Raw genomic sequence first — 13,059 nt, forward strand, 5'->3', positions numbered from 1 at the left:
ATGAATAATAAATCAAGAGTTGTTCTTATAACCGGTGCCTGTGGAGGAATTGGTAAAGCGCTTGTTAATAAATATTTAAGCCAAGGAGCTTCGATTGCGATTGCTGATAAATCTGAAGAGAATTCTTTTAATCTGTCTGAGGAAATTCAAAAAAAAGGTGGAAATTCTTATGCATTTCCTGGTGATTTGTTGGATCAAAACTATTGCGATGATCTAGCAATTGAAGTAAATCAAAAACTTGGAAAAATAGATACTCTCATTAATAATGCGGGTGTAATGCGCCGTGGTGATATTACCCAAGCATCTGATGAAGATTTTGAGCTATCGATGAAGATAAATGTTGAAGCCCCTTTCCGATTAATCCGAGCTGCAATACCACTAATGGCTAAAGCTGGCGGTGGCTCTATTGTAAATATTTCATCCTGTTGGGGTATAAAGCCAGGACCAAATCATCTAGTTTACTGCACAACTAAAGCAGCTTTAGCGGCAATGACCCAGTGCCTTGGAAGAGATCATGCCCATCAAAATATTCGTATTAATGCAGTTTGCCCGAATGAAGTAAATACCCCAATGCTTAGAACAGGTTTTGAGATAAGAGGCCTAAACCCCGATGATGCTATCAATGAATTAAATCAATCAGTGCCCATAGGTCACATAGCTGAGCCTGAAGAAATTGCTGATGTTGTTAACTTTTTAACTTCAGATGATGCAAGATATATCTGTGGCTCTTTGGTGGAGATTAATGGTGGAAAAGCTGTTTACTAATAAAATTATTGTTATTACAGGGGCCACTAAAGGTATCGGCTTAGCCTGTGCTGAACGTCTTCAAAAAGAAGGCGCAACAATTTGTTGCATTCAAAGAAGTCACTCAAATTTATTTGATTCTTTTGAATTTGATTTGCTTAAAGAACAAGGGTGTTCAAATAGCATCAAGGCAATCATTAAGAAATATGGGCGCATTGATGTATTAATCAATAATGCTGGAATGATGAAGGAGTCCTCCATGCAAGATACAACCCTTGAAACCTGGAATCAAACATTAGCATTAAATTTAACAGCGCCATTTTTATTAAGCAAACTTGCGATGCCATTTTTAATTAAATCTAAGGGCTGTATAGTCAATATTGGCTCGATTGAGGGATTAGGTGCAAACCCGAATCATGCTGCATATTGTGCTAGCAAAGCCGGTCTTCATGGGCTTACCAGAGCTACTGCAATTGATCATGGAAAAGATGGAGTTCGTTGTAATGCAGTTGCGCCTGGCTGGATTGATACTGAGCTAAATGAAGAGTTTATTAAATCAATGCCAAACCCAAAACACTTTAGAGAAAATATAGGTAATATACATCCACTTCAAAGGACAGGAAAAACAGAAGAAGTAGCCTCTCTCGTTTCGTGGCTTGCATCATCAGAATCAAGTTTTGTGACTGGGCAGGTTTATACGATTGACGGAGGCAGGATGTCAAGAATTAGCCTACCAAATCCTTAGGAGAAAATATCAAGTAATGGGTCAAATCAAGCTCCCAAAAAACTCTGGTGATACAGGCTGGAAAGAAATCCTTCCTAAAAGAAAGCTTAATCAACAGCTTATTGACAATATCAACATAGACTATCTGATTATTGGTGGGGGTTTTGCTGGCCTCTCTGCAGCACGTCGATTAAATCAAATCAATAAGGATGCAAAAATTGCAATACTTGAAGCCTGTGAAATTGGCGAGGGTCCCGCGGGAAGAAATTCAGGCTTTATGATTGATCTTCCTCACAACCTAAGCTCCGATGACTACCTTGGAAGTTTAGAAAAAGATCGTGAACAGACCCTTATTAATCGCTCAGCAATTCAATTTGCTAAGGGCGCTTCAGAAGAGTATGAAATGCCCTCTGAAGCAATACAACTTGCTGGAAAAACAAATGCAGCAGCAACGAAAAAGGGTGTAAATTTCAACACCGAGTATGCCAAACATCTGGATAAAACGAGTGAAAGTTATAAGATACTTGATACTCAAGAAATGAAAGATTTAACAGGAATTGACTATTACATTAACGGACTTTGGACTCCTGGTACAGCCATGCTTCAGCCAGCGCTTTATATTCAATCGCTGGCGGATGGAGTTTCTAAACACTCCAATATAACAATCTATGAGAACTCTCCAGTGATTGACTTAATTGATGAAGGTATACATGGTGGTGAAAGAATATGGAAGGCCAAAACCAAAATAGGATCAATATCAAGTTCAAAAATTATATTGGCAGTCAATGGAATGGTTGAGCGTTTTGGATACTTTGAAAACAGACTGATGACTATTTTTACTTACTCATCCATGTCAAGAAAATTAACCTCAAATGAATCTAATATATTAGGAGGCTCAAAAGAGTGGGGGCTTACCTCAGCAGATGCAATGGGGTCTTCAGTAAGACGAATCTCGGGTATTGGTGGAGATCGCATTCTGATACGAAATCGCTGGTCTTACAATCCAAATATGGAGGCTTCAGATTCATTTATGATCTCTGCAGCAAAAAGTCACTCATCATCCTTTAATGCTAGATTTTCTTCGCTTGATGGTGTCACTATGGAATATTGCTGGGGAGGAAGACTTTGCCTCAGCCTTAATAATGTCTTTGCACAGGGTGAAGTTGAAGAGGGTGTTTATTCTGCGTGCTGTCAAAATGGACTTGGAACAGCTAAAGGGACAGCAATTGGCATCATTACTGCTGAAAAAATTAGTGGGGCAATTAGTAGTCTTGTGCCTAATTTTGTTGATGAAGAAGCGCCAAAAAAATTGATGCCAAAAGCTATCATGTGGGCAGGTGTTAATGCCTACTTGGGCTGGAAAGAGCTTATGTCAGGTAAAGAAAAGTAGCTTTAAGCGTCAAGGCAATAGTACTAATTTTCCAACGTATTTTTTAGCCAAGAAGTCTTTTTGGGCACTTACAATATCCTTGAGGGGATAAATTCTAGATACTAATGGCTTAATTTCATTTCTTTCTATATAGCCAATTAAATTTTTAAATACCTGGGAGTCCTGGACAGTGCATCCCATTAATGTTAAGTCTTTTAGGTAGAGGGTTCTAATATCAAGTTCAACGATTGGACCTGCAATTGCTCCTGCTGCCGCGTACCTTCCGCCCCTCTTTAAAACATCAAGCAGATCCACCCAATCACTTCCAGCAACTAGATCGATAACAACATCAATACTTTCCTTTTCTAAAGAGCTTATCAATCGATCTTCTCGATTAATAACCTCATCAGCGCCTATCTCTTTAACTTCGACCGCCTTTGATTTACTTGCTATTGCCACTACAGACGCACCCCGTCTTTTTGCAAGCTGAATTGCAGCAGATCCAACGCCGCCCGATGCGCCAGATATCAGAACAACTTCACCTGCCTTAACATTTGAACGCTCTAATAGGTTTTCTGCTGTTGAGTAAGCACAGGGTATAGATGCAAGTTCGGCAGCAGACCAATCACTTTCAATCTTAAAACTCTCTTCACTAAAAGCTACCATAAACTCTGCAAAAGCACCATCACATTCAGAGCCCATTGTCCAGCACTCGTAGGGTCGATATCCCACTGCATATTGCTGCATTGTTCTAACCAGAACACGTTCACCAATTCGCTCTGAGTTGACTCCAACTCCAACAGCAACTATCTCACCATAACAATCAGCGCCCTGGATAATTGGAAAATCAAGCGGCTTACCTGACCAACCTCCATCTTCATCTAGGCCTTCATTGGAATTAGTTTCACCAGTAACTGCCTTAGAATACCAAGCAGTGCGAGTATTGATATCTGTATTATTAATGCCAGCACCTAGGACTTTAATCAAAACTTGGTCTGACATAGGCATAGGAACTTTGACGTCTATGCGAAATTCAAGCACCTCAAATCCACCATGGCCAGTTGTCAAAATTGCACTCATTGTTTCTGGAATCTTACTCATATAACTAATAATTATTTGAGAGTTTTATTATAGTATTTGAAGCATATGTCTCACCAGCTTTTAGAATTGGACTTTCAAAGTTATCCTGATTTATTGCATCAGGAAAATACTGCGTTTCCATACAAAGACCATAATTTTTTCCATAAGTCCTTTGGTTTTTTCCTTGATACTCTGGATGCATATTACCACCAGTATAAAACTGAAGGCCTGGCTGATCACTTATATATTCCACACCCATTCTTGTTTGGTTACTCCATACTCTCCCAACTAGCTTCATTACTTTTTGATGGTTAACAACGTAGTTAATGTCTATACCTCCTTGCTCCAAAAGATCTTTTGAAATCATATTACTTTCGACAAAATCGTACTTAGTATTGACAACATTTAAGAAATTACCATTAGGGATAAGGTCAGCCTCTACCTCACAAACCTCATCACCATATATCTGAACACCATGGTTGAGAATTTTTCCATAGTGATCATTATGGCCATGAAAGTTCCAATAATTATGATTAGTAATATTGACAATAGTGTCTTGATCTGTTGTCGCTGAATAACAAATTGAAAACTCATTATTGTTATTGAACTTGTATTTAGTTATGCATGATAAATTACCAGGATAATTTTCTTCTAAATGTTCAGAGAGGTAAGACATTGAGACAATTACTTCATCTGAAGTCTCATCAATTGAATCTAGATTCCAAAGCCTTTTATTGAAGCCAATACTCCCACCATGAAGGTGGTTGTTTCCGTTATTATTATTTAATTTATGTCTCTCATTATTTAGTGTAAATTCTGCATCCTTCATACGATTACAAACTCTTCCAGTAATAACATTAAAAAAGCTTCTATCTGTCATACATCCGGATGGATCTTCATAACCAAGTATCACGTCTTCATATAATTCAGGGTTGTTTTGATAAGGGATTAAAACCTGATGAATATAGCCACCAAAGTTTGAAAAAGAAACACTGTAGTTATTATCATTTGTGATAGATACAAGGTAGATACCCTGATCATCAATATTAGAAATTAATTCTTTATTTATTTTCATATAGACCTCTAATTAGAAATTAATCTTCTCCAGTTTAGATTAATAAGTCTGATTCAAATGGATAGCTTGTTAATAGTTCATGCCCGTTATTAGTAATTAAAACTTGCTCTTCAAGTTTAACCCCAGGACCCCCACTAAATCTTCCAACATAGGTTTCGACGCACATCACCATGCCATTTTTTAATACGCCATCAAAACTGTTTTCGTTTAACTCCCAACTGAAAGGGATTGCTGGAAATTCATCACATAGTCCTACGCCATGAAAAAGGACTGAATAATGTCGAAACTCATCCTTAGAATACTCCTTAGCATTAAGAGTTAACTCTTTAAAGGTTATGCCTGGCTTTAATAACTCCATATTTTTTTGGATTTGCTCATAGCCTAAAGTATAAATTTCTTTTTGCTCATTAGTTGGCTTCTCATCTCCACAAAGCCAGGTTCGTGACATATCAGTACAATAGCCATATGAGCCAACCAAATCAGTATCAAACCCCATCAATTCTCCAGCCTGGATTGGTCTCGATGAACACTCTTGATACCATGGATTTGCTCTAGGACCAGAGGCAAGAAGTCGGGTTTCAATCCACTCTGCCCCTCTATTGACTGCCTCCATCTGGAAACGACTCCAAAGCTCCTGCTCAGAAATACCAGGTTTAAAATAATTTCGCATTAACTCTATAGAGCGCTCACAAGCGAAAATAGAGCGCCTCATTGCATCAACCTCATCATCTGATTTAACGAGCCTTGCTAACTCCATTACCTCTTCACCGTTAGTAAGCTCTAGACCAAGAGATTGAAGCTCATGAATTCCTTCTGGAGCACAATGATCCACAGCCAACCGCCTATTGCCTTTACCATGCTCTCCCACAATATCAGATATTTCAGAAGCCCAAATTTTAGCTTTTTCTTTACTTTTATTGCCCGCAGTAAAGTAGAGGTATGTCAGTGCATGTCTGACTTCAGTTATTAATGGGTTATGATTTGATAAAAACTCATGGGCATCAAACTCAAAAATAATAACGGGCCCTTCAGTCATTATTAATGAGTATCTAGCTGCATTATGGGAAGTCCATAAAGACATATTAGAACTATCTGTTGCGTATCGAATGTTGACAGGGTCATAGAGTAGAATTCCAGCGCAGTCAAATTCAACAAGTTTTTCACGAACTCTTTTAAGGCGATACTCTCTAATCTTTGTCATATCTGGAGCTGCTAAGCCAACGTCAAGCCATTCTTTTTCTGCCAGCTCCCCAGGTCCAAGTGCATGCTTATTAAGGCTAAAAATATCTTCAGTGACCTCTAGATGAGAGCCAATTTTTGAGTGGTGTCTTTTGGGTATTGAAAAGCTCATAAAAATCCTCTTTTTACTGTCTCATTTTGAATCCAGAAGGATCATACAGTGGTTTCATTTCTACCGAAGCCTTATGAAATTCGCCTAATATCTCCACTTCTAGGTCTATACTAGGATCAATCAATTCAATTGGAAGATAGGTCATTGCAAGGGATTTTCTAACCGAGTGGCCATACCCCCCTGAGGTAATATAAGAGACACACTTGCCGTTATACATTACGGCCTCATCTCCACTCACATCAGTTTCTGTATCAATTTGAATGACTGAAAGTTTTTTAATTGGACCATTCTTTTTTTCTATTAAGGCTGCTTTTTTACCAATAAAGTCACCCTCCCAATTAACAAAGAAATCCATTCCAGACTCCATTAAAGTAAAGTCAGGGCGAAAATCCATTGTCCATGCTCCCCAATTTTTCTCAAGCCTCATTGACATTAACGCTCTTCCGCCAAACCACTTTAGACCAAGATCTTTTCCTGCTTCATCTATTTCCTCAAAAAGCTTTAATTGGTATTGTGGTGAGACATATATTTCATAGCCAAGCTCTCCTGTAAATGAAATTCTGACGCATAATGCAGGAACGCCAGCTATAAAGGTATCCCTTATATCGCGAAACTTAAAAGCTTCAGAGCTGACGTCTTCTCTCGTAAGCTTTGACAACAACTCTCTTGACTTTGGTCCAGATATTGCAATACCATGAAAATCATCTGTCATGTTTTGATAGAGGACATCGTCTATACCCTCCAGATGTTTTTCAAACCATCGAAGGTGCATATTTTGTGCTGCACTTGAGCCAAATAAATAATAGGTCTCTTCGTCAATACAGGAAACTGTTAGGTCACCATTCAACTTACCACTCTCTAGTAGCATGGGTGATAAGTTAACGCGGCCTTTATTAGGAATATGTCCAGCAAGAATTTTTTCTAAGAAAGCTTTCGCTCCTCTCCCAGTAAACTTATGATTCGCAAAGCTTGCAACTTCGATTGCACCAACAGATTCGCGCACAGCATTGACCTCACTTGCAACATAGTCATGGGATCTTGATCGATGAAATGTTGGGTCTTCATAAGCATCCTCTGGCGAGTTTGCAAACCATAAAACATTTTCGAGTCCAAAAGTGTCTTGCCAGACTGCGCCTTTATGAGTTAAGCGATCATAAATAGATGTGGTTTTTTGACGCCTTCCTTTAGGTAGTGTTTCGTTTGGAAACGTCATTACAAAGCGTCTTTCATAATTTTCAGAGGATTTAGTAACGCCCCATTGAGGTGTCGCAAAGCTTCCAAAGCGTGCAATGTCCATTGCCCAAACATCGACTGATGGCTCCCCTTCAATCATCCACTCAGCAAGAGTTTTCCCAACTCCGCCTGCTTGACAAAAACCAGCCATAACACCGACAGCTGTCCAATAATTTTTCATACCTGGAACAGGCCCAATCATAGGATTGCCATCTGGGGAAAATACAAATGGCCCATTAATAATGTTTTTAATGCCAGCGGTTGCTAGCGCAGGAATACGCTCATATGCTAGCTCCAATCGATCTGCGATATTATCAAGTTTTGGCTCCAATAAATCATGCCCAAAGGTCTGTGGTGTTCCGTCAAGAGACCAAGGAGTAGATCGAGGCTCATAGGTCCCTAGCAACATGCCAGTATTTTCTTGGCGCGTGTATATATTTGCTTCAAAATCAATAAAACTAGGTAAGCGTTGGCCATCCGCTAAGCCAGCAATCTTTTCAATCTCTTCAGTAATTAAATAGTGATGCTCCATCGGAATAACAGGCAAATGAACTCCAGACATCCGCCCAAGTTCACGTGCCCAAAGACCGCCAGCATTAACAATATGCTCTGCATGGATATTCCCTTTCTCACTCACGACATCCCAAGATCCATCTGCCCTTTGATTGGTCTCAATAACTGGTGTATGCGTATAAAATTCAGCGCCATGAACGCGCGCAGATTTTGCATAAGCATAGACAACGCCAGAAGGGTCAACATCGCCTTCAGTTGGATCCCATAGTGCAGCAACATAATGTTTAGGGTCAATTAATGGGTGCTTATCTACCACCTCATCTAACGATACAAATTCTTGGTCTAAACCCAATGTTCTAGCCTTAGAGCGCTCTCGTTTGAGGTAGTCATACCAGCTTTGATTTGAAGCTAAGTAGAAGCCTCCTGTTTTGTGAAGACTAATTGAATGGCCCGAAGTCTCCTCAATTTCTTTGTATAAATTAATTGTATAGTCCTGTAACTTGGAAACATTCGGATCAGAACTAACTGTATGAAATGAGCCCGCTGCATGCCAACTTGAGCCAGATGTTAATTCGTCCCTTTCAAGAAGAACAACATCTTTCCACCCCATTTTTGCAAGGTGAAAAAGAATCGAGCAGCCTACTACGCCGCCCCCAATAACAACAACTCTTGCAGAATCTTTCATAACGAATCCCTTAATAAAAAAGTGCCCTTATAAAGGAGCGGCTCCACCCTCTGTAACCCTTTTGTCAACAAAAGCTGAAAGTCCTTCTTCCACTTCTGGCTTTAACTTTGGCTCTGCATACTCTTCTAAGAGCTGCTTCCATATTTTGTTTGCTCGTTGAGTTGCAGTTTCTGAACCTGCATCCCTCCAAGATTCAAAATTTCTCCAGTCTGAAAGCATTGGGTTGTAGTGTTCAGTCTCATATCGATCCAAAGTTTGTTGAGCTGCAAAAAAATGATTTGCAGGGCCGACCTCTGCAATCGCTTCTACCCCTAAGGTATCTTTATTCACAATTGCGGGTTGAAGAAAAGCCTCCATCATTTGGTTCATCTCAGCGTCTAAAATTACTTTCTCATAAGATGCGCAAAGTCCTCCCTCTATCCAGCCATGGCCATGCAGAATAAAATTTACTTGGCCCAGCAAGCAAGCCCATAGAGACATTTGTGACTCGTATACTGATTGCTCATCTGGAGCATTAGAGGCGTTAGCATTAGATGCTCTAAGAGGAATTTTATATTTTCTTGCTAGTTGTCCACTTGCAATTGTAGCTTGCGTATATTCTGGCGTACCAAAAGCTGGGGAGCCTGATTTCATATCAACATTTGAAGTAAAGCTGCCATACATTGCAGGAGCTCCTGGCTTAACACATTGATGAAAAGCAAGTCCTGCAAGCGCTTCAGCATTTTGCTGAACTAAGGCACCCGCAACAGTGATTGGCGCCATTGCCCCAGCTAGAGTGAATGGTGTATAAATAACAGGTTGATTATGCTCTGCCATTTCAATAGCACCTTCTAAAAGGGCCTTGTCGTAGACCAAGGGAGAGTTTGCATTTACAACTGTAGTAATTGAAGGTTCCTTCAGAAGGGTTTCTTTATTAATCCCTCTACTAATTCGGACAATTTCAATAACATCAAGCATCCTCTCACTGCCAATCGCGTATCCAAAAAGGGGTTTTGTTGTGAGGCGAGCAGCTGCAGAAACTGCCTTTAAATGCCGCACACTTACATCCAAATCGCAAGGTTCGACAGGGTAGCCACCAAATGCATGGACCGTATTTAGCATTTCGCCTAGTTTGATTAAGTTTGTGTAGTCTTCAAAGTTACCTAGAATTCTACCTCTATCTAGATCAGAAACATTGGGTGCACTGGAAACCATTGTATTAATAATAGACTGACCACCAACATGCACATGCCTTTCTTTGTTTCTTCCATGAAGCGTAAACTCACTAGGGGTGGTTGCTATTTTTTCCATTATAAAACCAGGTTCAAATCTAACGCGTCTTCCATCAGAGTCAACGGAGGCACCACCTCGTTTTAAAATCTCTACTGCTCTAGGGGACTGGATGTCCATACCTGTATCACATAAAACTTTTAAAGAGGCTTCATGGATTGATTCAATCTCATCCACTGAAAAAATGCTCATCGGCTGAAAAGGATTCTTTTTTTGTCGATAAGGGGCCTGTGTAAAGTTGGTAACTTCTCTAGTGACCTTAGCTCTTCCTCGTCTCATTAATCAACTCTATTTAAATCGTTATAGAATTGATGTTAATTCAAAAATGAATTGAACTCAAGTTAAAAATATTTATTAAAAATAGTGAGCTGTATTCAGCTCACTGAGAAATTTTTTAGGTTCTTGGAGTTTTTTTGATTCGATCTAAAATATCAACGCCTTGTTGCTTCCAAAAATGCAACAGGTCAATGAAAATCCAGTTTTCTGAGAGCTTATCACCTTCGCGGCGATAGATATCTATAACCCTCATATCTCCTGGTTTTTCCGATGCAGGCATTCCCATAAAACCACCTGTAGGGGTAAGAGTAAGGTTGGGCCATCCAAAAAAACCACCAAAATTACCTTCTGCAAGTTTACAAAGATGGCCATTAGATATACGATCTTTAAATCCAGCCCTAAATGGCCCAGAGTGCTGTTCAGCATACCTTTCAATTGTGTAGCTCGAACCAATACCGGCAGGGCCCCACCAAATCATATCTTCATTCCAGCTAGCTCTAAGTTCATCAACTAGTGATATTTTTCCTGTGTGCTTCCAACCCTTAATATCTTCAATCATAAAGTTTATTGAAGCCAGTGTCTTTTCGCCTTCTTGCATATTTTGTTCTTCAAACAACAAGCCCTCATGAGTCATTGGCCCTGGCTGAACAAGATGAGCCCCTGTTTGAGGTGGAAATGGGTTAAGTCCAACCTGCAGCATGACATGGGGAATATCAAAAAACATCGCAGTTTCAGTTATCTTTCCATTTTCAACCTTATTAAATTCGCAGTAACGTAATAAAGCCATCTTTCTTGAAGGAGCAATTCCTAGCCATTCATTATCAAAGAGTCCCATAAGATGGCCCATAGAAACTACCCAGACGGATTCAAAACCGTCAATTTGATTTTTTCCTGCAATAAAAATATCCATACGTCTTTGAATATTTTTAAATGCATGACGAAATGGCTGCCAGAAAATTTCTGAAACTTCCTTAGCATCTGAAATCTCATTAAAGGGATGGAAGCCTCTCCAAATATAGTCTTCACTAATATAGTTTTTTAAAACTTTTGTAATATCAGTACCTTGCGCGGAGTCAAGTGCCTTGTAATAGTCACGAATTAATTTTTTTTCTTTTTGCAAGTTTTGAGTCATATTTATTCCTTATTTAATATCATTGTTGCGCCCATTTCTGCAATCATCATGGTTGCTGCTGAGGTATTACCACTTACTATGCTAGGCATAATAGAGGCGTCAATCACACGTAAGTTATTCATTCTTTTTACCTTTAAATCATTTGGAGAGACGACTGCTAAATCATCGACCCCCATCTTGCAGGTCCCAACAGGGTGATAGACTGTTACTGCAGTTTTACGAATGTAGTCTAATAGCTCCTCATCTGATTGGATAGATTTCCCAGGTGCAATTTCTTCACCACGAACTTCATCAAATTCTTTAGATGATAAAACCTCTCTCGCTTTTTTAATCGCTTCAATAATGCTTTGCTCATCCCTAGTATCAGATAAAAAGTTTTGGTCGATAAGTATCTTGTGATTCTCACCTTCCTTCTTTATTTTTACTGACCCTGAACTATGCGGCCTTAACAAGCAAGTAAAAAGAGAATACCCATGCCCAAACTCAAACTTTCTGCCGCGGTGACTTCGGTAAATAGGCGTAAAGTGGAACTGGACATCAGGATACTCAGGCTGACCAAGTTTTGTATCTGCAAAACCTCCAGCTTCAACAAAATTACTCGTCCACCAGCCCATCCTTCTAAAAAGAAAGTTAAAAGGAGAGGTAATTATATGGGGCAACAAAGACCTCCATGAAACACCAATTGATTCTGCTTTCTTTGAGCGAACTGTGACCATTGTATCTAAGTGGTCTTGAAGATTTTCACCAACCCCTGGAACATTATGATGACAACTAATTCCTGCCTTTTCAAGCTCCTCCCTATTGCCTATTCCTGAAGATAAAAGTATCCTCGGTGACTCAATGGCACCAGCAGATAGTAGAACCTCTTTATTACAATATAATTCTTTATCAATACCATTAACTTGAAGCTTTAAAGACTTAGCAATATCGCCTTCCACCTCAATTGATTGGACTCTGGCATGGGTCATTATGGTTAGATTCGCTCTAGAAACAATAGGCTTAATAAAAGCCCTATAAGAATTAACTCGAGTTCCTTTATCCTGATTAACCTTGTAAATACCCAGGCCTAATTGAGATTCATCATTAAAGTCAGAATTCTTTGGAAGCCCTATATGAGTGCCAGCATTAATAAAGCGCATTGCAGTCTTATTGACCTCTTGTGGTATGACAACTGGCCACTCACCGACTGTTGAATGGTACTTAGGGTCTCCCCCTGTTTTATCATTCTCAAGTTTTTTAAATATCGGTAACACATCATTATAAGACCAGCCCTTACAACCTAGGGTCTCCCAATTATCGTAATCATTCTTATTACCACGAATATAGATCATGCCATTAATTGAGCTAGATCCCCCAAGGCACCTGCCACGATTAACAGTAATTACACGGTTGTTTAGTTTTTTTTGTGGGACTCCCTTGTAAGCATAATCAAGCTTCTTATGGTCATACGCAACAGAAAGGCCAGCAGGAATTTGCACCCAAGGACTCTTATCACTTCCGCCTCCTTCAATCAAACAGACGGTGGTTTTAGGGTCTGCGCTTAATCGATTTGCTAAAACGCATCCGGCGGAACCTGCGCCAATAATAATATAATCAAACGAGGACAAT

At 39.6% G+C, this 13,059-nt stretch carries 10 protein-coding genes; 3 read left to right on the forward strand and 7 right to left on the reverse strand.

Annotation, left to right across the window (positions count from 1 at the left end; genetic code table 11):
* From AC5YGD_RS08820 to AC5YGD_RS08830, 3 genes are read left to right on the forward strand one after another with little or no spacing between them, the layout of a single operon-like run.
* Complete coding sequence (locus tag AC5YGD_RS08820; protein ID WP_496141475.1) at window positions 1-765, forward strand: SDR family oxidoreductase; 765 nt, start codon at window positions 1-3, stop codon at window positions 763-765.
* Window positions 743-1,489 carry an SDR family oxidoreductase gene (locus tag AC5YGD_RS08825; RefSeq protein ID WP_496142371.1) on the forward strand — a complete coding sequence of 249 codons (747 nt, stop codon included), beginning with the start codon at window positions 743-745 and terminating at the stop codon, window positions 1,487-1,489. The genes AC5YGD_RS08820 and AC5YGD_RS08825 overlap by 23 nt, the downstream gene beginning before the upstream one ends.
* A 16-nt stretch (window positions 1,490-1,505) precedes the next feature.
* A complete protein-coding gene (locus tag AC5YGD_RS08830) occupies window positions 1,506-2,858 on the forward strand; it encodes an FAD-dependent oxidoreductase (protein ID WP_496141476.1) in 1,353 nt (450 codons plus the stop codon).
* A 9-nt stretch (window positions 2,859-2,867) separates the two neighbouring features.
* Here the strand turns inward: AC5YGD_RS08830 and AC5YGD_RS08835 are convergent, their stop codons facing one another.
* The 7 genes from AC5YGD_RS08835 to AC5YGD_RS08865 all read right to left on the reverse strand — a co-directional run bounded on the left by AC5YGD_RS08835 (window position 2,868) and on the right by AC5YGD_RS08865 (window position 13,058).
* Window positions 2,868-3,917: a zinc-binding dehydrogenase gene (locus AC5YGD_RS08835; RefSeq protein ID WP_496142372.1), complete on the reverse strand. Its 1,050-nt coding sequence runs from the start codon at window positions 3,915-3,917 to the stop codon at window positions 2,868-2,870.
* Between the two features lie 25 nt (window positions 3,918-3,942).
* Window positions 3,943-4,992 (reverse strand): aldose epimerase family protein, encoded by a 1,050-nt coding sequence (locus AC5YGD_RS08840; RefSeq protein ID WP_496141477.1) that lies wholly within the window; start codon window positions 4,990-4,992, stop codon window positions 3,943-3,945.
* A gap of 34 nt (window positions 4,993-5,026) precedes the next feature.
* A complete protein-coding gene (locus AC5YGD_RS08845; RefSeq protein WP_496141478.1) occupies window positions 5,027-6,343 on the reverse strand; it encodes a M24 family metallopeptidase in 1,317 nt (438 codons plus the stop codon).
* Between the two features lie 13 nt (window positions 6,344-6,356).
* Window positions 6,357-8,774, reverse strand: a complete 2,418-nt coding sequence (locus AC5YGD_RS08850; protein ID WP_496141479.1) for an FAD-dependent oxidoreductase — start codon at window positions 8,772-8,774, stop codon at window positions 6,357-6,359.
* Window positions 8,775-8,801: 27 nt separating this feature from the next.
* The gene (locus AC5YGD_RS08855) at window positions 8,802-10,322 is read right to left on the reverse strand and encodes a trimethylamine methyltransferase family protein (RefSeq protein WP_496141480.1); all 1,521 of its coding nucleotides are present in this window, start codon (window positions 10,320-10,322) and stop codon (window positions 8,802-8,804) included.
* Window positions 10,323-10,437: 115 nt separating this feature from the next.
* Window positions 10,438-11,451, reverse strand: coding sequence for an ester cyclase (locus tag AC5YGD_RS08860; protein ID WP_496141481.1), 1,014 nt, complete (start codon window positions 11,449-11,451; stop codon window positions 10,438-10,440).
* A 2-nt stretch (window positions 11,452-11,453) separates the two neighbouring features.
* Window positions 11,454-13,058, reverse strand: coding sequence for a GMC family oxidoreductase N-terminal domain-containing protein (locus tag AC5YGD_RS08865; protein WP_496141482.1), 1,605 nt, complete (start codon window positions 13,056-13,058; stop codon window positions 11,454-11,456).
* Between the last annotated feature and the right edge of the window lies 1 nt (window position 13,059).

The organism is Candidatus Pseudothioglobus sp. uisw_070, from assembly GCF_059512545.2.

Excerpts from the sequence above, each read along its gene's own strand:
- AC5YGD_RS08820 (WP_496141475.1), top strand. The coding sequence starts at position 1 with ATGAATAATAAATCAAGAGTTGTTCTTATAACCGGTGCCTGTGGAGGA.
- AC5YGD_RS08825 (WP_496142371.1), top strand. The coding sequence starts at position 743 with ATGGTGGAAAAGCTGTTTACTAATAAAATTATTGTTATTACAGGGGCC.
- AC5YGD_RS08830 (WP_496141476.1), top strand. The coding sequence starts at position 1,506 with ATGGGTCAAATCAAGCTCCCAAAAAACTCTGGTGATACAGGCTGGAAA.
- AC5YGD_RS08835 (WP_496142372.1), bottom strand. The coding sequence starts at position 3,917 with ATGAGTGCAATTTTGACAACTGGCCATGGTGGATTTGAGGTGCTTGAA.
- AC5YGD_RS08840 (WP_496141477.1), bottom strand. The coding sequence starts at position 4,992 with ATGAAAATAAATAAAGAATTAATTTCTAATATTGATGATCAGGGTATC.
- AC5YGD_RS08845 (WP_496141478.1), bottom strand. The coding sequence starts at position 6,343 with ATGAGCTTTTCAATACCCAAAAGACACCACTCAAAAATTGGCTCTCAT.
- AC5YGD_RS08850 (WP_496141479.1), bottom strand. The coding sequence starts at position 8,774 with ATGAAAGATTCTGCAAGAGTTGTTGTTATTGGGGGCGGCGTAGTAGGC.
- AC5YGD_RS08855 (WP_496141480.1), bottom strand. The coding sequence starts at position 10,322 with ATGAGACGAGGAAGAGCTAAGGTCACTAGAGAAGTTACCAACTTTACA.
- AC5YGD_RS08860 (WP_496141481.1), bottom strand. The coding sequence starts at position 11,451 with ATGACTCAAAACTTGCAAAAAGAAAAAAAATTAATTCGTGACTATTAC.